Here is a 21,327-nt window from a genome sequence, read left to right on the forward strand (position 1 = left end):
CTAGTTATACATGGTATAACAAAGGTGGTGAATACATCAGAATGAAATACCTACTGACGAGATTGAGGAAGCTTTATCGCAATGCCCGTATATCCCAGAAGCTGTTTCTGGCATTTAGCCTGATGATTGCCATACCTGTTATTTTGATATCCTTTGTGTATATCCGCATGCAAGAAACACAGCTATATAAGGACGCTATGGCAACGGGCAACAGCCACATTTCATGGCTGAATGAACAATTGCGCAGAAGAATGGACATGATTGAGAACGCTTCCAATACAGCCCTCACTCAAAAGTCATTTGTGGATTTTATTCATTCCAATATGCTTGTGGATGGACTGCGCCTGGTAAAGTTTAAGCAAAATCAATTTGAGCAAATGCTCAATATTATTCAAAGCAATACGATGATCAGTGAGCTTAGCTTTTACGTAGACAACCCAAACTTGTATGAAATCTGGCCTGAAATCTATCATTATCAGAAATTTTGGCCGCAGGATTACTGGACAAAGCTTCGGGATGAAGGTGGTGCGGCTTACCGTTTATTTTCTTTTAGGGATGGTGAACACACCTTATCCTACTATCGTCTGGTTCGCCTTCAAGGGCAGGAACAAAAACGCCCTAGTATTGTGGAAGTGCGAGTCCCGCACAGCATGTTTTTCAGCGACCTGCTCCAGGAGAGCAAGGGGGACTTCTTTTCGGTGTTGATAAACGCAAGCGATCCTCCCCAGTATGTTTACAATCCGCAGCATGAGTTTTCTGAGAAGTACGGGCAGGGGCTGGATGAGATCCTTGGTAGTATTCATCGCCAGCTGGATATATTGCCGCAGAAAAACCCACTTCAGGTTAAGGTAGGAGATCAGAGCTACTATGCATTGTATCGATACATCGCTCCATTGAACACTTATGTGGTCGATATTGCTTCTCATCAGGCATTGATGAAGGGGCCGCGCAGTTGGTATGCATTTGTGGTAACGATTACATTATGTGTGTTGCTGCTGATTATGTTACTCGTATCCCACACGACGCGGCGTATTTTCCGGCGGTTGGACAGCGTACTGGTATCCATGCGTCAGGTACGGAAAGGCGAGCTGGATGCAATGATTAATACAGGCCTTGATGAGAATGAAAGAGGAGATGAAATCGATGAGGTGGCGGTGAATTACAATAAAATGTTACATGAGGTCAAACGCCTAATGACACAGGTCGTGGATAAGCAGTTAATTGCGAAAAACGCACAGCTGCACTCCCTGCATTCGCAGATTAACTCCCATTTTTTATATAACGCCCTGGAATCGATCCGCATGGTGGCAGAGGTACAGAGGCAGCCTGCTATAGCCAATTCATTGGTGTCGCTCGGCTCCCAGCTGCGCTACAGCATGCAGTGGCGTAGTGATACCGTTGCCTTTCGTGAGGAGCTTGCCAATATCCAAAGTTATATTGAATTTATTAACTTTATGGAAGGCGGCAGTATCGTTATGACGGCAGATCTTCCTCAGGAGATCCTTCGCTACGCCATTCCCAAGATGTGCATGCAGCCCATCGTTGAAAATGCAATTCATCACGGGGCACCTTCAGGCGGCAGGGCATCTATAGACATCACCTTTTCTGTGGAGGATGACAATCTGCTTTTCATTAACATAAGAGATGACGGAGAGGGGTTAGAGCCTGAGATGTTACACCGTCTTCAGGCGGTACTGCGGAGCGAATCGGATACGCCGATGGTTACTAGCAGGAGCGGACTTGGTTTGGAAAACGTGAATAAGCGGTTGCAGCTTCATTATGGCAAGAATTGCGGTCTTTGGATTGATAGTGTGCAAGGTGCATATACCTGTGTAACGATACGCTTGCCTTGGAAAAATGGTAATCTTGGAGGGTGGTAGAGCATGATTAATATCCTGATTGTGGACGATCAAAAACACATTCGTGACGGTCTGCAGGCCATGCTGCATCAATTCCCTCTGGAGCTGAACAACATATACTGTGCCGCGAGCGGGATTGAGGCGCTGCGCCTGTTGCGACAGCACTGCATTCACCTCGTTATTACCGATATTATGATGCCCGATATGGATGGGTTGGCACTCATGGCTCAAACCAAAGAGGAATACATGGATGTGGAATTTCTCATTATCAGCGGTTATAGTGATTTTACATATGCCCAGAAAGCGATCGGGCTTGGGGCAAAAGGTTACTTGCTAAAACCTTTGAAGCGAGAGGATCTGCAAAATTCACTGGAGCATGTATGGCAAGAGATCCAGACACGGCAGGCACTTACGCATAATATGCAGCATGTATCCCGTCTAGCCCAAGAGACCAATCGTAAAGAATTAAGAATGTTTATGCAAGGTGCGTTAAGTGATGACGCATGGGTTCTTCAGATTGAGGAACAGAATTATGCGTTATGGCGTAATTATCGCCTAGCGCTGCTGCGGGAAGAAGCTTGCATGAACCAGCCCGGAGCCAGCAGCGCCCATAGCATGGAAGCCATTGCTTATCGTGTGTTTGGCAGACAAGGTTGTATTTGCCTGCAGCATCGCCCATATCTGATCCTTGCGGTGGATGCGTCCATCGATCCAAGTGTTTTGCCTGCAGCGTTCAAGGAAGCAAAGATCGCTGCCATAACGGCTATGACTAACCCGATTCAGGGGTTAAAAGAACTACCAGACAGCTATACCCAAGTGCTTGAGCTCTATCGTCACAGTTACCTGTTTCCTGATCAGTACAGTATCTTCCCATCACATATTGAGCATATGGAGCAGCAGTGGCAGCTTCCCTATGAAGACTTATATGAACTTTTCCAGTCGGTTGGAACAGATAACAGCGGAACAATGACTCAGGGTATTTCTGCAATATTTCGCAAAAAGGTGCTGCAACGCTATCCTATTCGTTATACCCAACAGCTCTGCGCCGCCACCCTTCAGATGATGGAGGAATACGAACGAGTTATCCGCCCTTATATGGGGGAAGAAAAGCTGGACCTTGAATCATTGCGTAATCTCTTTGATTATCAAAGGATGCGTGATTATATACAAGCACTGCAACAGCAGCTGCTTCGGCTGAATCAGTTCTATTATGACTATAAGTGCAGCTATCGCCATTCACAGGATCTAAATGAAGCCATTCGTTTTATCCACGAGAGTTACCACAAACCGCTGGACCTCGCGATGGTATCCAATCATGTATCGCTTAATTATGCTTATTTTTCTAATCTGTTTAAGAAGAATATTGGTAAAGGTTTTGCTGAATATCTACGAGATGTGCGTCTGGATAAAGCGCGGCGGCTTCTCGCCGAAACCGATCATAAAATTGTTGAGGTGGCTGCTATGGTTGGCTATGATAGCTACAAAAGCTTCACACGCGCGTTCCGACTTGTGATGCAGATTCAACCCACAGAGTACCGACAGATGATGCGGCAGAAGGCAGAGCACGAAGCTCATTACGATAACGCCATACCATGAAACAGCATAATCAAACGGACCATCTCCCTTGTTAAATATGTGAATTGAATCAAAAATCCAAAAAATTGGGATACCACAAAAACAATTGTACCTTTTCAGCAAATTAACCTATTCGATAAAATAAAGATATCTCTCATGTAAGCGGTTTCCTTAATGCGCATGGATTGGGAGAAGCTATTATTTTATTAAAAGGAGGGCAATTATGAAACCATCTCACTTTACGGAGAAACGGTTTATAAAAAAGGTACTTGGTATGTTCCTTGTGGTTGTGATGCTGGCTAGTGTTGGCATGCTCCAAGCTTCAAAGGTTCAGGCAGCGGGAACGACCGTAACCTCAATGGAGTACTTTTCACCAGCAGACGGGCCTGTCATTTCAAAATCAGGCGTTGGCAAGGCCAGCTACGGATTTGTTATGCCTAAGTTCAATGGAGGCTCCGCGACATGGAATGATGTTTACAGTGATGTAGGCGTTAATGTAAAAGTGGGCAGCAACTGGGTTGATATCGACCAGGCAGGCGGTTATATCTATAACCAAAATTGGGGGCACTGGAGCGATGGCGGCTTCAATGGCTATTGGTTTACCCTCTCCGCAACAACCGAGATTCAACTATATTCCAAAGCGAATGGTGTTAAGCTGGAGTATCAACTTGTATTCCAAAACATCAACAAAACAACCATCACAGCGATGAATGCGACACAAGGTCCACAAATCACAGCAAGTTTCACAGGCGGTGCAGGCTTTACATATCCAACGTTCAACAATGATCCTGCGGTCACTTATGAAGCTGTTGCGGATGATTTGAAGGTGTATGTGAAACCTGTTAACAGCAGCACCTGGATTGATATTGATAATAACGCAGCCAGCGGCTGGATCTACGATCACAATTTTGGCCAATTCACTGATGGCGGTGGTGGGTACTGGTTTAACGTAACGGAGTCGATCAATGTCAAACTGGAATCAAAGACTTCTTCAGCGAATCTAGTTTATACCATTACGTTTAATGAACCTACAAGAAATTCATATGTGATTACGCCATATGAAGGAACTACCTTCACCGCAGATGCAAATGGTTCCATTGGGGTTCCGCTTCCGAAAATTGATGGTGGGGCGCCCATCGCCAAGGAGCTGGGTAATTTTGTATACCAGATTAACATCAATGGGCAATGGGTTGATTTGAGTAACTCCAGCCAGAGCAAATTTGCATACTCCGGTAATGGGTATAACAATATGTCCGATGCCAACCAGTGGGGTTACTGGGCCGATTATATCTATGGTCTTTGGTTCCAGCCAATCCAAGAAAATATGCAGATCCGTATTGGATATCCACTGAACGGACAGGCGGGCGGAAATATTGGCAGCAACTTCGTCAACTATACCTTTATCGGCAATCCAAATGCTCCGCGTCCGGATGTATCCGATCAAGAGGATATCTCCATCGGAACGCCAACCGACCCGGCAATCGCAGGCATGAACCTCATCTGGCAGGATGAGTTTAACGGAACTACGCTGGATACAAGCAAATGGAACTATGAAACAGGCTATTATCTCAATAACGATCCCTCCACATGGGGATGGGGTAATGCAGAGCTGCAGCACTACACAAACAGCACCCAAAATGTATATGTTCAGGACGGAAAGCTGAATATCAAAGCCATGAACGATAGCAAATCTTTCCCACAGGATCCGAATCGGTATGCCCAATATTCTTCTGGCAAGATTAACACCAAGGATAAACTGTCCTTGAAGTACGGCAGAGTCGATTTTCGTGCCAAGCTTCCTACTGGTGATGGTGTATGGCCAGCACTGTGGATGCTTCCACAAGACTCGGTATACGGCACTTGGGCTGCATCAGGTGAAATTGATGTGATGGAAGCAAGAGGGCGTCTGCCTGGATCAGTAAGCGGTACCATACACTTTGGTGGACAATGGCCCGGGAACCAGTCTTCTGGCGGCGATTATCACTTCCCGGAGGGGCAAACTTTTGCCAATGATTATCATGTATACTCGGTAGTCTGGGAAGAGGACAACATTAAATGGTATGTCGATGGCAAGTTTTTCTATAAAGTGACCAACCAGCAGTGGTATTCCGCAGCTGCACCGAATAATCCGAATGCACCTTTCGATGAGCCGTTTTACCTCATTATGAACTTGGCAATCGGTGGAAACTTTGACGGTGGCCGTACTCCAAACGCCTCCGATATCCCGGCGACTATGCAGGTGGATTATGTACGCGTGTATAAAGAACAGTAATAAAATAGCTGTTTCCACAATTAACAAGCCGTTGATCTGATTCATGATGATCAACGGTTTTTTGTTGTTTTATTTGAATTGATGGTAATCAGGCAGGTAGGGCCTCAGTTTATATCTAGAGTCGCATCATGCGGGAATGGAAAGTCTCGGGAATGTTTGGGGAATAGTAAATCATTATGAACAGAAATGGAGCGTTAAGGAATGAAAGTATTATCTATGATTCAACCATGGGCAACTCTGCTTGTCCAAGGCGAGACTCTCTATGAAACAAGATCCTGGAAGACCCGGTATCGCGGTCCGTTGGCCATTCATGCAAGCCAGAAAGTTGATAAGCAGGCCTGCAAATATGAACCCGTACGTTCTTTACTTGCCAAGAATGGCTATATGGAACAAAACCTCCCTACAGGGGTCATCCTTGCAACTTGCGAGCTTTCCAATTGTTATCAAGTCATCGACGCTAATCCTTCGTCAGCCATACTGGATTGCGGGAAGGTTGTGTCGGGTGAGGACTTGCTGTTAGGCGATTATAGTCCAGGTTATTTTGCGTGGGAAATAGCGGATTTCCGTCTGCTGAAGCCCTATATTCCAGCGAAGGGAAAACTGGGACTATGGGAATATCCGATAGACGAAGAGTTGTGATATAACCTATGCAAACAATTAATCCAATTAAAAAAATCGAAAAGAAATAATTCTATAAACCGTTCTAGTATCTGTTATACAGAGGTAAGTATAAGTAAGGAGCCGTGCTGTAACACGACTCCAGTATACATTAACTGCATAAAGAGAAGTCGGCCGCTAGGTGGTGGTCGGAATAGACCGTTACCTTAGGGAGAGCGGTCTATTTTTTTTATTTAAGCATGAGGCGCCGAAAATAAAAATGCCGAACAGGAATATGAATGAAAGTGCGTCTTTGTCTCCATGCTTGGGCTTATGGTTATTTCGTGATTGGACTTGCTTTTTTACCCATAATATAAATTCCAATCCAGCTTATCAATAATAAGATCTGAGCCAGAACGACCAGCCACAATACTTCCGTGTAACCCCCTATAAGGCAAAATATTGTATTAACCAGGGGGAACCCCAGGAAAGTAAACATGATAGGAAAATCTTTTTTGGGAGTGATTGAATAAATAACCTTTCGGTCCCAGAACTTTATAAAAGCTAATGCTAACATTCCGGCTGTAATTACAGAAAGTGCAATCAACATCACCCATTGCATATTAGAGGTTCTGGCGAAGAACGGCCCCATATAATTAAAGAAGTTAGATAAAGGTGAGAACATACAAGCTAAGGACAGAATGGCCGCCAGAAACGGATAGATATAACCAATTGATTTACTGTAGCCTTTCTTTTTATGCCACCATTCACCAATTAGAATAAATACAGTCCAATATCCCGCTATATAAATCCATCCTGTAAAATTCATCACGGGTTCCCCATAGATTTGAGGTTCACCGGCTAACGGATAATAAGTCCATCTTGCCATGAGTCCATCCGCAGTCTGAAATATCTGTTTAACGGCCACCGGGTCCAATGAAAAGTCAAACACCATAGCGCTCAATCCCGTAATAAAGGGTTTAGTCCATGACGGTATATTTACAGACTTTAGAACACGCAAAGTGGAATAAATGATCAGAAACTCAATAATAGGGACAGTAATCGGTATATTAAATAACATTAAAATACTCCGCCCATAGGCGTAAAAACCTTCCCCAAGCGATGAAGCAGTAATTTCAAAAACGGCTGCGTAAAAAAACACAAAACCTATAAATTGCAGTAGAACCGTTTTGGGATGTGTTTCCTTATCAAGGATATAGAAAACCATTAGAACAGCAGCAATTAAGACTATAATATCTTGAATTATCCATACAGGCACTACAGTTATATCACCCACATTTTACCTCCATTTAAGTTGAAATTGAATTGAACGTTCAAATAAATTATAATTTCACCGTGTTACTTAAACAACAGGCTGTTCGTTTGACTTATGTTCGTTATCTTACAAACTATATTAGACTTGTTCGTTTATTATTTTCTTTGGGGAGGATACTATGGCAGACAAAAAAACAGATCACAGAGTCAGATATACAAAGATGGTTATAAAAGAAAGCTTGCTGAAGCTTTTGACAGAACGGTCTATCAATAAAATTACAGTGACCGACATTTGCAGAGAAGCAGGGATTAATCGCAACACCTTTTATACACACTATGCGAATCAGTTTGAGCTTCTTTCAACGATTGAAAATGATCTTTACGAAGACATTAAGCAAGTTGGAATGAGTTCTTCAAACCCTCAAAAGCTATCTTATGAATTATGTAAGTATATAAAAGCGAATCAAACGATATGTGAGGTTCTGTTCTCAGAGCATGGCGATAAAGAATTATTAGAACGAATCCTTTATATCAGTCACGATTTAACTATTGAGCGATGGAAGACGGAATTAAAATATTTTGATCCACAATTATTTGACTCCTGGTATACGTTCACCGCTCATGGTAGTATAGCTATTATTAAAAAGTGGGTGAGTAGTGGTCTGAAGGAAAGCCCCAGTAAAATTGCAGCTTTTATTGATAAAGCTACGGAATCCGTATCTAAAGCTTTTTATTCTGAAAAATTGTAGGATTTCCCCGCTCCTCACCAAGAAGCCCGGCAAGCTCTATGAGTCGACTTAAAAAGTCGTCCTTTAGGATTTTAAAGTGACATTTTACACTTACTAATGGTTGAACATATTCCCATCGAAGTCGCTATTTTAGCGGCTTTTTATGTTAACGATATACTATTTTATGGAAAAGACTCAGTTAAAAATTTTCTGTGAACAAGGCCATCATTTATGATGCAAATAGTGACCTGAACGGATCTCAGCCCGAATTTGGTTAGATTCCATTAAGCTTGCAGGCTACAGTGAATCTGAAATTTATATGGCTTTAGCAGGTAATGGTGATTAGAACATGAATGTCGTGTGGAGGAAAGAACGGATAAATGAATCGCGTACTTAAACATTACTCCGAAAAGGATAGGAACAATGTGTCATTTCGGATTAGATAATTATATAAATAGTACAAACAAAATGGTTAAGAAAGTCTAAATGGAGAAAACCGTATTTTTGACCAGTAATACTCTTCCAGATTACGGTTATTTCATTTTTGTAGAATTATCACAAATTTGATGATTAGCATACATGAGTGCTAGTGCAGATTCACTGATTGCTCATTACTGTTAATAGTGGATAATGTAGGATTGCCATGATGGAAGAATAGATGAAAATATATGGATTAATTTGTTAATAAGGCATGTATTTCAAACATATTAAGGTATCGCCAACATGTAGCCGTTCGTCTACGAACACGAGCAATAGCGCACCGGCGAATACACCCCTAAACAAGCCTTCCCAAAGATCCATCCATAATAAAACACGTAACCTCGGTAACATTAAATAAATCCGCCATCCGTCTTGAAGCGAACGTTTCCAAGAACCGGCTGGAGTTTGGTGTGTGTTGCTTCTGACTTTGCTGATCATGCAGGATGATAAGCATGCACCACCTAATTGCATTGTTGAAAGGAGCAGCACTTGGCTTGCACCGAGCCAACTGACTGTCATTGATCCAAACGCCCATCCGGCCAGAGAACCAGATTGTACAATACCCGATAGTATGCTGTTCGCTTTAAGCAGAGAAGATTCAGGTACAGTTAGAGCAACAAGAGACGATCTCACGGGAACCGCCACACCCTCCAGAATAGATATCCCGAAAACTATCCCGATTAATAATGCTATATTGAGATTATCTTCGCCAACTAGTACCATATATATGGTGAGCAAGCTCAAGCCAAGAGTTTGTCCCCCAAGACTAGTTGCAAGTAGGCGGTTCAAGCGCAGCTTACGCATGATAATAGGAGCCGATATACTACCTACTGTCATACCGGCAGCTCTGAGTAGTGGATACAAAGCGGTTATGGTGGCAGAACCAGATACATGGTATAGCGTAACGACAAGCGCTAAGATATACCATGTATCTCCTAAAATAGATAGAGCTTCTTCTCTTTTAATTGTTCCATTTCATTAATTATCACTCCTTAGTATGTGATTGGATATAAGGCTCGTCTTCATAATTCATTCCTGCAGTCCTAATAAGGAGCGAACGGCTTGTTCTCCCGCAGTATGGCCGATCACTTCTTTGAAGGGCGTATCATGTCATATGACATTTTGACACTGTTGTACATAACAACGAGTTCAGTAGGATACAGAAGAGAGTTCTGGGAACTAGAATATATCTCATCAAACCAAATCACAAAGTATTTAAGGAGAGGATTTTATGAAACAGAAAATGGGTATCGCAATTGCTGCTTCGATGATCACACTGGCTGGTTTTACAGGAAATATTCATGCAGCTTCGAAAGTAGGTGCTTCGCTTATAGCTCCCTACAGCTCAAATCAAAAAGATAAGCAGATAAAATGGTTAGAAAAGCATGCCATGTCATTAAAGTCAACGGATCCAACAGCATCTCTTCAGGATTTAAAACCGCTTAAGGATATGATCGGATCAGCTACAATTGTTGGTTTAGGCGAAGCAACGCATGGAGCTCACGAAGTTTTTACCATGAAGCATCGCATTGTTAAATATTTGACAGCTGAAATGGGCTTTAAGGCCTTAGTGTTAGAAGAGGGATGGGACAGAGCATTGGGACTCGATCGCTATGTTCTAACGGGTAAAGGGGATCCAAGCCAATATCTAAGTCCTGTATTTAACACAAAAGAAATCATAGATCTGCTTCAATGGATACGCCAATATAATACAGATCCAAAGCACAAATCCAAAATACGGATCATCGGGATGGATATACAAACCGTGAACGAGAGTGTTTATAACAATATCCTAACGTATGTAAAGAAATACGATCCGAAACTTGTCACTCGTTTCGATCAAAAGATGAAAGGTCTTATTCCTGTAACAAAGGATTTAGATACCTTTGGCGGTCTTAAGAAAGAAACGAAAGCACAGTATGTTTCAGATGCGAAACAAATCAGCGCTTTATTAGAGCAAAATAAGAATAAACTGAATGGAAAATCCCCAGAGTTCGCATGGATCAAACAAAATGCCCGTATTATTGAGCAATTTACGACAATGACAGCCGCATATCCTGATAACCTGGAAGACTTTTATTTGAAACACGATATTGCCATGTATGAGAATGCGAAATGGACTGAAGAACATATAGGAAAAACAATCGTGTGGGGCCATAACGGGCACGTGTCGAAAACAAATATGCTCCCTTTCGTATACCCTAAAATGGCTGGGCAGCACTTAGCAGAACATTATGGCAAACGGTATGTAACCATTGGAACATCTGTTTTCGAGGGACGTTACAATGTTTATAACACCAGCCAACAATTCGGGCCCTATGGAATCTTAAAATTAGATGACCCGAATAGTTTCAACCATACCTTTGGACAAGTAAAATACGACCAGTTCTTTGTTGATTTACGTAAGGCAAACGGAGTGACTAAAACTTGGCTACAAGAGAAACATCCCATTTTTGCTGGAGTAACAACGGTAGGTCCAGATATCCCAACAACTGTTGATCTATCTTTAGGTAAAACATTTGACATCATCGTTCAAATTCAGAAAGTAAAGCCATCTCAACTGAATCAATAAACTCTTAATTATGTCTGCTTAAAAGTCGCTTAGTTGCGGCTTTTTTTGTTTTAACGATTTATGTTTATCATTAACCGATAGACTTGAAGAATTCTTTGCAGGATCTGGAATGACGAGTTCTTTTTGTACCTTATTTTTTTTTAAAAACACATTATTGAAATATCAGAGCGCTTATGGGCGTCAGGGATCCGTCTGGTCTAAATGCCATATATAAATTATGTGCATAGTAGAGGAACACATGGAGTATATAGCTTCATGATAAGGACTACTGCTTGGCATAGTGCTTGATTACTTTTTTCCCTGTAGTATAGTAATGAGTTGCGGATTGTACCTGTATCACTGACACACAGGGGTCATCCTGAGTTTGAACAATTCTACTGTGCAGTTGGTTATGACTGCAGCTCACAATCCGTTCATTTGATGTCATATGACATTTTGACACTGGCAGATTTAACATCAAGAGCAGTAGGATACGGTTACTACTTGCAAAGGATGTGAGCTCTTTGATGGCAAGAACCGTCGCCTGTTTTGTTCAAAACGGCTATTTCCTGCTGTTTACTTTCGTCACCGGATTGTTTTACTTCTGCTTTTATCTGGTTGCCATTATTCTAGGTTTGAGTCTTTCGTTTACTGTCGTGGGTGTTCCTCTCCTGGCTAACGTTTTGCGAACGACAACTGTCTTCCTGCAATACGAACGAGTACAAACCAAGATCTATATGGATATCACCACCGAGCCTTGTGTTAAAGCCGTCAACCCGAAAGTGTCCAACTGGCTCCAAGCGAAAAAGGAGTTGCTGAACCGACGCAATTGGATCGCTATTGGCTGGCTGATGTTGAAGTTTCCTGTAGGGATTTTAAGTCTGGTCAGTGCAGCCTTACTCTATGTGGCGCCGCCTGTATTGTTTGTCGTCCCGTTTCTCTATCCGTTTATCAGCCTTTCTATTATGGGTGCGACGGTAGACACGTTTGCAAAAGCTATGATGGTATCGGCCACAGGGATCATACTGATGTTGGTGAGCTACTGGCTTGCGGACCGCTTGGCACGCTGGATAGGCGGCTACACACGTCTAATGATCAAGCATGTGAACCGGTAGACGAATGCCCTACTTCGGCTCGTAGATCGTAGGAGGAGGATAGTTTACTCTATAGAAGTTTACTTTATAATAGTTACGTAATGTCATACTGAAAGTCTTTAGGGGATGATGGTTTTGTTCGATATGGTCAAGCAATGGTACTGGTACGACTGGCTCATGTTTATAATCCGGCTGATATCCAGCATTTCTCTCGTGTTTACGACAATAAGTCTGCAACAATATTTCACGTTGCCGATTGTAGTCCTTGTCCTATGGCAGCTGATTGCTTTTTCCGTTCCATGGCTTTGCTTGCAGCTCAATTATAAATACTACTTGTTTACCGAAATTGTGATCTCGGGCGGTTTGTGTTTGTATCTGGCTTCATTTTTTCCGCAAGCCTACTTAGCATTCCTGCTCTATGCTTTTTTCATTGCTGCCCACAGTGCCCATAGAACCTATCTCTGGTCAGGACCTGTATCCATATTGCTCATGCCCGCCATAATCAAGCAGCTTGCAGAGCAGAGTGAATACTGGGTCATGGCCGTTCACATAGGGACGGCATATATCTTCGGATTCTCCTTCCATTTACTCGCACTCAATCATCGTCAAGGCGAAACGATTCGTGAGCAAAATGCGGTGTTGAAGCAGTACCTGTCCCAAATCGAGCGTATCACACTTGCCGAAGAACGGAGCCGGTTGTCCAAAGAGCTTCATGATACCGTCGGTCATGCCTACACTTCGCTCATTATGGGATTGGAAACGTTGCGTCCTCAGATAGCAACGAATACAGGAATCGAAAGTCTCGATTCTCTATTGAACCTGGCACGCCAAAATATGGAGGAAGTCAGAGGTTACGTGCATCAAATCGAATCACCGCATGAGACTCTCCCGCTGCTTCAGTCTTTGAGGAAGCTCGCGGAGGAGTTTCAGGAACATGCCAAGGTGCCGGTTACTTTTCACGCCTACGGAGAGGAGTATCCCGTAATGAAGCAAGCGAAGACAGCACTCTATCGCTGCCTGCAAGAGTCGTTGACGAATGCCGTGCGCCATGGACACTCGACACAGATTAAGGTTTCCGTGCATTTCGAGCCTCAGCAGACGAGATTGGAAATTCATGATAACGGCCGCGGGATGGAGCATGGAAGGGAGGGCTTTGGCCTCAGCGCCATGAAGGAGCGGGCGATGATTTTGCAAGGCCATGTTGCCGTCTATACAGAGCGGGGAGAAGGCACTCTCGTTACCTGCACGCTACCCAGACAAACAGAGCATAAAAATGATGTCATCCGCCTGTTGGTCGTCGATGACCATCCCGTTATCCGTGAAAGCTTGCGGACTTTGCTGGAGGAGCAGCAGGATTTTCAGGTTGTCGGGACGGCGGAGGATGGCGAGCAAGCGATCGAGCTGTGCAGGCAAGTTAGGCCACAACTGGTGCTTATGGATGTTGATATGCCGAATGTGGATGGAATCTCCGCTTCCCGTACGATAAAAGAGTCGTGGCCCAACATTCGGATTCTGATTCTCACCACGTTCGAGGATACCAAACAGGCTATGGAGGCAATGCGAAGCGGGGTGGATGGATACCTATTGAAGTCCATGCAGCCGTTAGAGCTGGCTGAAACGATTCGCACCGTCCACCGCGGGGGTACGCTGATCGATCAGGGCATGTCACACAAATTATTTGCCCAACTGGAAGCAGACAATAGCGTCGATGACCATTCGTCAATCAAAGCCTCCTCGACCTATGATTTAACACCGCGGGAACTTGAAATTTTACAGTTCGTGTCCAAAGGGCTGCGATATAAAAGCATTGCTTCCAAATTGTATTTATCCGATGGTACGGTTCGAAACTATGCGTCATCGGCTTACTTGAAGCTGGGAGTCCGCGACCGTGAGGAAGCGGTGCTGAAAGCCAGGGAGGCTGGGCTTCTGGAATAACCCCAAGTTATGTATCCACACAGAATGCTGATTTGAAGTTGGGGTATCTTCGTCCGAACTGTGGAAATGGTATTTCGATGAATAGCAACAGACATTCAGCAATATTGTAATCTGCGTGCTGAGCCAGAAAAAGAAATTGATTATGCACGGATGACGAGGGACAAGAACATGGTCCGATTACCGATTAGATGTACATATAGACATTGATCGCATAATTCACGGAGCAGTGACCTTAGTGGTTGCTGCTCCATTTTTATAACATTAAGTAAATCTTATGCGTATCAAAAGCTGAACTCAAGGTTTTTACGTCATGATAAGCTCAGGACACTATTATTCTTTGAGGGCACCGATCATAACACCGTGTACAAAGTACTTTTGCAGAAATGGATATAGAACTAAGATTGGCAAAGTCGACACAATGATCGTGGCATATTTAATCGTAATTCCTATATCCATCCGGTCACTTGTCGCTGCCCCTGTCATCATATTATCTGTACTGTTGGAAATGAGTATCTCTCTGAGAACCAGCTGAAGAGGGAACAACTCACGGTCACGTAAATAGATTAAGGCATTGAAATACGAATTCCAGTGTCCAACGGCGTACCATAGGATCATGACAGCAATGACGGGCATAGAGAGCGGAATAATAATCCGGGTCATAATGACCCAGTCATTCGCTCCATCGATACGTGCGGACTCCTCTAGGCTAGCCGGAATGGTTTGAAATGCGGTTCGCATAATAATTAAATTAAATGAGTTGATGGCTCCTGGCAAGAGAAGTGCCCAAGGCGTGTTTAACATCCCTAGATTGTTGATGAGTAAGAAAGAGGGAATGAGTCCCCCGCTGAATACCATAGTGATCACAATAAAGAGCATGATGTGGTCCCTGAAATAAACGTTCCGACGGGAGAGGGCGTAGGCGCCGAGTGTAGTCATAACCAGATTGATAGCTGTACCCGCTATGACATAGAATAGCGTATTTCGGTAGCCTGTCAGCACCATAGGATTTTGCAGCACGGCGGCGTATGCATCTAAGCTAAATCCCTTTGGATACAAGAGCATCCCCCGAAACCTGGATATCTCAGTCGGATCACTTATTGAAGCGAATAAGATATAAACAAAGGGATACAGTGTAGCGAAACAGAGTAGAAGCATAAAAGTGACATTAAACCATAAGAATACAGTTTCACCTGAAGAACGTTTATATGTCATTGTTCATGATCCCCTTTACCATAGTCTATGTTCACTTACACGCTTGCTAACGGTATTGGCGAGTATAAGCAAAATGAAACTGACGACCGAGTTGAACAAGCCTACTGCAGCCGAATACCCGAAATCGGCCCCTAGAATACCCTTTCTGTATACATAGGTTGATATGACATCGGCTGTTTCGTACGTAAGCGGGTTGTATAGCAAAATGATTTTTTCGCTTCCCACGGCAAGCATTGCGCCTACATTGAGAATAAATAGGATGACAATCGTGGGCATAATGCCTGGAATGGTGATATGCAAAGTTTGCTTCCAACGCCCAGCACCATCAATGCGAGCCGCATCATAGAGGGTTGGATCAATGGATGACATGGCTGCGAGATAGATGATTGAGCCCCAGCCGATTCCTTGCCAAATCCCGGAGGATACATAGATGGAACGAAACCATTCTGACTTTTGCAGGAAAGCCGTTGGCTCAACTCCAAAAAAGCCGAGGAAGTTATTAATCAGGCCATCGCGGGCAAAAAAGTCTACTAGCATGCCTGCAACAACCACAATAGATATAAAGTGAGGGAGATAACTAATCGTTTGCACAACACGTTTGAAGATTATTAGCCGAATCTCATTAAGCAATAGAGCCAGAATGATCGGGGCGGGGAATGCAAACAGTAACTCATACAGACTGATCATTAACGTATTTCGTAGAAGTCTCCAAAAGTAAGGACTCTCAAAGAAGTTCTGAAAATGGGCGAAACCGACCCAAGGACTGTTCCATACACCATCTGCTATACCATAATCCTTAAAGGCAATCAGCAGACCATACATGGGGCCGTAATGAAATACAGCATAGTAAATTAAGACAGGTACAAGCATCAAATAGATAAAACGATTGCGAACGAGATCCTTTTTAATGAGGCTCTTTTTGCTTTCAGCAGGTATTCTGGTTGCTTGCACAGGGTTTCTGTTTAATTCAGGCATGATTTTCTCCCTCCCGGATGCCCGGAATAGGGCAAGCTGTCGCTCGCCGTTTTCCGGATGGTTAGCCATACCTATCGATTGTTGTATCTCTCCAAAGCAGATTGTTGAATTTGGATCGCTTCTTCGATGCCCATCCCTTTTAACATCTCTACATAGTTATCAAAGTGATCAAGCGGTTCTGAACCCATGATGAATTTCAGCACCATTTCGTCTTTAAACGTATTAATATCAGTCATGATTGAAGAGTAACGACTGCTGTCTTCTACAGAGATACTAACGGGAGGCATTCTTTTAGCCTGTGTCGTATCTGACCACAATGCCATCGCTTCTTTTTGCTGTGGTTTGATCGTGTACTGCTCTGTGTGGTGTACATCCTGTACAAAAGGACCGGAGGTTGCGCCCATGATGTGCTTTCTGAAGGCTTGGGAAATCGGAAGCCCGTCAGGATTTTTTAAAATAACATCCGTATACTTGGGCTGGCCGTCAACCAACGTGTACGTTTCACCTTCTTTACCAAAGTTCATAATACGTTTACCTTCTTCGCTGTACATGAAATCCAGGAATTTTACAGTTCCAATCACATTTTGATTACTGCCGGTGATGGCTGCGAAAATACCGGTGACCGGATTATCCATATGTCCGAATACAGGCTTTTCTCCGGGAGTTATCGTTGGGTAGGGGGTTCCAACGATTTGGAAATCAGGCTGGCTTTTCGTCATCAAGTCCATATATTTCCCGATTCCACCATTGAGAAACAATACCGCTGATCCAACCTGATTTCCCGTTATTTTGGCATCTGTGATTTTGGCATCGTTGGTTGCAAAATCCTTGTCGAGCAATCCTTCGTTGTACCATTGATTCATGGTGGTCAGGTAATCCTTGTAGCCGGGTTCGATCGGGCCGTACTTGACAGTGTCATTCTCTTGGTAGAAATCGTTAGGGGTCCCGAAGGCTCCAGCAAAAGCTAGCTCGCCTGCCGGCATGAGAATTGGAATTTCGTCAGCTTCTCCATTACCATTAGGATCTTGTTCTTTAAACGCTTTCAAAACGGTGTACCATTCATCAATGGTAGTAGGTACGGACAAATTCAGCTTATCCAGCCAGTCTTGGCGTATCGCTGGTCCGAGGAACACTTGTTGGGTGACATCTTCACGGATGAACGGAAAGCCAATAATATCTCCATTATCGGTAGAAGCCATTTTCCTCCATTCCGGATTCTCATCAAGAAGCTTCTTCAGGTTGGGGGCATATTCCAAATAATCATTTAAGGGGATGAGTTTCTTATCTCTGATCGCTTTCTGTGCTCCACCAGGATAAGTATTCCATGCATAATCAACAACATCAGGCAGCGTATTCGATGCTACCATTAAATTGAATTGCTCGCCGAGTTGGCCTTGGGCCGGATGCTGAAATTCAATTTCCACACCAGTTTTTGCTTCAATCTCTTTCCAAGCAGTTACTTCTCCATAACTCTTCATAATGGCGGCTGCATCTGGGAACAAGTCGACCCAATACGTTAATTTTGTTAATGGTTGATTGGGATCCACTTGCTCCGTTGATCCTGAACCTTCTCCACTGCACGCGGACAGCGCCGTTGTAACTAATATGGAGAGAATTAAGACAACAGTATACCTGGTTAACTTCTTTGTGTGCATGAACATGAACAAATCGCCCTCCTCATTCTCTTAATGATGTATTTAATTTTGGAATGATGGTTTTTTAATAGCCCTACATCTGGAGGATTCAACTCGATAAATGTCTAGTTGATTTTATATAGATGCGTGTTCATAAGTGCCTTTCAATTCATTAGTGCTCGTGAATGGATTTTTTGTAACAAGATCACAAAGGTTACCTCAGTGTAGAACCCCAGTCGTACGGATCAGTCTGGTCCGTGTATATCCCTTTCACCACACGATAGGCAAGTTTGGGTTTGCGATATTCGTTGACCAGTCCTTTGTTATTGAAGGAGCGTGCCCGATCTCTAAAATGGGGAAGATGGCTTTGAAGTTGGCCTCTAGTATCTGCAAATTGCCATACGTATGTGCCGCTAATCTTCGGATCGCTTCGGAAGAGCTTCAGCGACTTACTCAGTAAATCTGCCTGGTAGTCCTCGCTAAATAAGCGGGGTTCCCAGCCAGAATCTCCTTGGACACCTGCTCCACCAAATTCAGTCATGAGCACGGGGGTATGCTCGGCTCCATATTGGTTACAACGTTCATGAAAGACTTCGAGCATTTCTTCGAACTCGGCATGTCCGAAGTACCATCCGCCGTAATAGTTAATCCCGATCACGTCGAATAATCCAAAGCAGATGTCTGTCATGGGGTGCATCGTGGCGAAAGTGACTAGTCTGGATTGATCTTTGCTTCTAACAAGTTCTATCATCTTGATAGATAGGTCATAAGCCTGCTGAGAGCGTGTATCGATCTCATTGTGGACAGACCAAAAGAGGATTGAAGGGTGGTGAAAATCTCGCTCAATCATCTCATCCATCATTGTCATTGCTCGTTCTACAAACAGTGGGTCGTCCGTCTCTTTAGCCGGGAATGCAGCACCCCATATCGGAATTTCGCTCCAGAAAAGGACACCTTGTTCATCGAGCAAATCAAGCCAGTATTCACTCTGGGGATAATGTGAACCACGTACCGTGTTGCATCCCATCTGACGGATAATATCAAGTTCCTTGGTCATCAATTTGTTGGGAAACGCGAAGCCCCATTCCGGGTGCTCTTCGTGACGATTGACGCCTTGTAGGTAGAGTTCCTTACCATTCAGTAAAATCTTCTTGTCTCGAGTCTCCACGGTACGGAACCCAATGCGATCTGTCCGATCGTCTTGACCCACGACTGCTCTGACCATGTAGAGAGTAGGATTTTCCGTATCCCATCGCTGTATTTCTGACCAAGCTTGTTCGAGCACAAGTTCCGTGCTACCCTTATTCGATAGGTAAGCGCTATCATTTTGGATTAAGAGATTGTTTCGATAGAAGCTTACGGGCACTTCGGTTGGCTTCTCCGACATAGAATGGAGTTTAAGATGAATCTTCACATTAGCACTGGAATCTCCTGTCATATCATAGATAATGCGCATATTCTCGATCCAGACATCAGGTAAGTGCTGGACTTCCACAGGCCGGATGATTCCGCCGTAATGAAACCAATCCACAATATGATATGGCAAAGTGTTATGTCCCAGTGTGCTGTCTGTACGTATAATGAGTTCATGTATGCCTGAAGAGGCATTAGGGATTGTAAAGTCAAAAGGAGTAAAACCACCATAATGGTATCCCAAATGTTGCCCATCCCAGTACACATCAGCATGCCCCATCACAGCGTGAAACAATAGACGCAGGTGACTGCTATTGTCAAGGGTTACCTGGGTTCGGTACCATGCTACGCCTTCGTAGTCGTATTTACCAAGCTCGTTATTCCAACAGGCTGGCACGGGGATACGATCATGTATGGAAGGGAAGTTCATGTGCCATTTCTCAGATAAACCAATGTCATCCTTGTCAAAAACGAAATCCCATAATCCGTTAAGCAATTGGCTTTCCCTGAGTCGATGCTGCTGAAACGTTCGGATCATATTTATCATCTCCACTATTTTTTAGCATTAGATCATCATTGATGGTCTATATGTTCGGAGTGTAGCATTGGTAGCAATGAAGCGACAATGGTAAAAACAATCTTGATCATTTGTCATAAACGATACAAATCAGGATAGGTGGAATGATTATGGAGTATGCTTTGGGAAATATGGTGGTACATATACATTGGGTACTCGCGAAGCCGGCGCTGCCAGGCTGGGAGGATATTCGGCAGACAGTATCTGGACATACGTTTTATTACATTTACAGTGGCAAGGGGATTTTCCGTTGTGAGGATAGGGATGTGGAGGTTAGTGGTGGTACTCTGGTCTATCTTTGGCCTGGGTTATCACTCTATATGAAATCCTCCGAGGCACACCCGCTCCGTATGACGATGTTGCTCTTCGATTGTGCGTCTCTGAAAAAAAATGAGCATGCATGGGATCTTCCCGAGCCGATTGAACGGTTGCGACTCCCATTTCTTTTACCATTACAAAGCGAATGTATGGGAAGGATTGGAGAACAATTTCGGGAAGCGGAGAAGGAGTGGGTACCCGGGGATCTTGTTCGAGAAGCACGAATTAAATCTATCTGGTATCGTTTAATACAGGAAGTACATGAGGCCGCTGAAGCAGGAGCCAGACACAGCAGGGAGGAAGGAATAATTGAAGCCCTTCGCAGATTTAAGGATAAACTGGACACGGGTTTTGCCTCTGAGTTACGCATTACCGACTTGGCAGAGCAGATTGGTTTCTCTCCTGTTTATCTGCGCAGAACCTTTGCGGCACGGTATGGTTGTAGTCCCAAAGAATATCTGGATCAACTTCGCAATGAGCATGCCATCCGGCGACTTCGGTTTACAGATGATTCTATTACAGATATATCGATAGCATGTGGATACCCTGACGTCTACCAGTTTAGCAAAACGTTTAAGAAGCGAAACGGTTACTCTCCAACTGAATACCGGAGCATGCAATGAGAATAATACCCATACTTGATACCGGCGGGAGACTACGCCATAAGTGGACTAAATAGTTTCATGATGCACGCATGCGTAGATAAAACCCAACAATAAAAGAATTCGATGAGATAACGATTAACTGTATCAGGAATTTGAGGTAGAGTTCAGTACCGTTGCTGAAAGGATTAAGGAACATGGTACCAATGTCGAGTAGAATATTTATCTGC

15 protein-coding genes are annotated in these 21,327 nt (G+C 43.7%); 9 read left to right on the forward strand and 6 right to left on the reverse strand.

Going from position 1 to position 21,327, the window contains the following annotated elements:
* Nucleotides 1-41 precede the first annotated feature (41 nt).
* The 4 genes from CHI14_RS02930 to CHI14_RS02945 all read left to right on the forward strand — a co-directional run bounded on the left by CHI14_RS02930 (nucleotide 42) and on the right by CHI14_RS02945 (nucleotide 6,345).
* A complete protein-coding gene (locus tag CHI14_RS02930; RefSeq protein WP_095286931.1) occupies nucleotides 42-1,880 on the forward strand; it encodes a sensor histidine kinase in 1,839 nt (612 codons plus the stop codon).
* 3 nt (nucleotides 1,881-1,883) lie between these two features.
* Nucleotides 1,884-3,455: a response regulator transcription factor gene (locus tag CHI14_RS02935; protein ID WP_095286932.1), complete on the forward strand. Its 1,572-nt coding sequence runs from the start codon at nucleotides 1,884-1,886 to the stop codon at nucleotides 3,453-3,455.
* 202 nt (nucleotides 3,456-3,657) lie between these two features.
* A complete protein-coding gene (locus tag CHI14_RS02940; protein ID WP_249280981.1) occupies nucleotides 3,658-5,706 on the forward strand; it encodes a glycoside hydrolase family 16 protein in 2,049 nt (682 codons plus the stop codon).
* Nucleotides 5,707-5,907: 201 nt separating this feature from the next.
* Nucleotides 5,908-6,345 (forward strand): ASCH domain-containing protein, encoded by a 438-nt coding sequence (locus CHI14_RS02945; protein ID WP_095286933.1) that lies wholly within the window; start codon nucleotides 5,908-5,910, stop codon nucleotides 6,343-6,345.
* A 295-nt stretch (nucleotides 6,346-6,640) separates the two neighbouring features.
* Here CHI14_RS02945 and CHI14_RS02950 read toward each other — a convergent pair whose 3' ends face one another.
* Nucleotides 6,641-7,600 carry a carotenoid biosynthesis protein gene (locus tag CHI14_RS02950; protein WP_095286934.1) on the reverse strand — a complete coding sequence of 320 codons (960 nt, stop codon included), beginning with the start codon at nucleotides 7,598-7,600 and terminating at the stop codon, nucleotides 6,641-6,643.
* A 157-nt stretch (nucleotides 7,601-7,757) separates the two neighbouring features.
* Between CHI14_RS02950 and CHI14_RS02955 the strand changes: the two genes are divergently transcribed.
* Nucleotides 7,758-8,327 carry a TetR/AcrR family transcriptional regulator gene (locus CHI14_RS02955; RefSeq protein WP_212676971.1) on the forward strand — a complete coding sequence of 190 codons (570 nt, stop codon included), beginning with the start codon at nucleotides 7,758-7,760 and terminating at the stop codon, nucleotides 8,325-8,327.
* A 660-nt stretch (nucleotides 8,328-8,987) separates the two neighbouring features.
* On the opposite strand, the gene CHI14_RS02960 is transcribed toward CHI14_RS02955, so the two are convergent.
* Nucleotides 8,988-9,590, reverse strand: a complete 603-nt coding sequence (locus CHI14_RS02960; protein ID WP_141236631.1) for an MFS transporter — start codon at nucleotides 9,588-9,590, stop codon at nucleotides 8,988-8,990.
* 427 nt (nucleotides 9,591-10,017) lie between these two features.
* Between CHI14_RS02960 and CHI14_RS02965 the strand changes: the two genes are divergently transcribed.
* The 3 genes from CHI14_RS02965 (at nucleotide 10,018) to CHI14_RS02975 (ending at nucleotide 14,366) form a co-directional block, all read left to right on the forward strand.
* Complete coding sequence (locus tag CHI14_RS02965) at nucleotides 10,018-11,358, forward strand: erythromycin esterase family protein (protein WP_095286936.1); 1,341 nt, start codon at nucleotides 10,018-10,020, stop codon at nucleotides 11,356-11,358.
* A 506-nt stretch (nucleotides 11,359-11,864) separates the two neighbouring features.
* Nucleotides 11,865-12,452: a sensor domain-containing protein gene (locus tag CHI14_RS02970; protein ID WP_095286937.1), complete on the forward strand. Its 588-nt coding sequence runs from the start codon at nucleotides 11,865-11,867 to the stop codon at nucleotides 12,450-12,452.
* Nucleotides 12,453-12,575: 123 nt separating this feature from the next.
* Nucleotides 12,576-14,366 (forward strand): helix-turn-helix transcriptional regulator, encoded by a 1,791-nt coding sequence (locus CHI14_RS02975; protein ID WP_170948004.1) that lies wholly within the window; start codon nucleotides 12,576-12,578, stop codon nucleotides 14,364-14,366.
* Nucleotides 14,367-14,696: 330 nt separating this feature from the next.
* Here the strand turns inward: CHI14_RS02975 and CHI14_RS02980 are convergent, their stop codons facing one another.
* The 4 genes from CHI14_RS02980 to CHI14_RS02995 form a co-directional block, all read right to left on the reverse strand.
* On the reverse strand, nucleotides 14,697-15,578 hold the full coding sequence (locus tag CHI14_RS02980) for a carbohydrate ABC transporter permease (RefSeq protein ID WP_095286939.1): 882 nt from the start codon (nucleotides 15,576-15,578) through the stop codon (nucleotides 14,697-14,699).
* 15 nt (nucleotides 15,579-15,593) lie between these two features.
* Nucleotides 15,594-16,553, reverse strand: coding sequence for an ABC transporter permease (locus CHI14_RS02985; RefSeq protein ID WP_095286940.1), 960 nt, complete (start codon nucleotides 16,551-16,553; stop codon nucleotides 15,594-15,596).
* 71 nt (nucleotides 16,554-16,624) lie between these two features.
* Nucleotides 16,625-18,100: an extracellular solute-binding protein gene (locus CHI14_RS02990; RefSeq protein WP_249280982.1), complete on the reverse strand. Its 1,476-nt coding sequence runs from the start codon at nucleotides 18,098-18,100 to the stop codon at nucleotides 16,625-16,627.
* Nucleotides 18,101-18,401: 301 nt separating this feature from the next.
* A complete protein-coding gene (locus tag CHI14_RS02995) occupies nucleotides 18,402-20,138 on the reverse strand; it encodes a glycoside hydrolase family 2 protein (RefSeq protein ID WP_095286941.1) in 1,737 nt (578 codons plus the stop codon).
* A 149-nt stretch (nucleotides 20,139-20,287) separates the two neighbouring features.
* Here CHI14_RS02995 and CHI14_RS03000 point away from each other — a divergent pair, with 149 nt between their 5' ends.
* The gene (locus CHI14_RS03000) at nucleotides 20,288-21,118 is read left to right on the forward strand and encodes an AraC family transcriptional regulator (RefSeq protein ID WP_095286942.1); all 831 of its coding nucleotides are present in this window, start codon (nucleotides 20,288-20,290) and stop codon (nucleotides 21,116-21,118) included.
* Nucleotides 21,119-21,327: the final 209 nt, after the last annotated feature.

It is taken from the genome of Paenibacillus sp. 7516, from assembly GCF_002272715.1.
Taxonomy (GTDB): Bacteria; Bacillota; Bacilli; order Paenibacillales; family Paenibacillaceae; genus Paenibacillus; species Paenibacillus illinoisensis_A.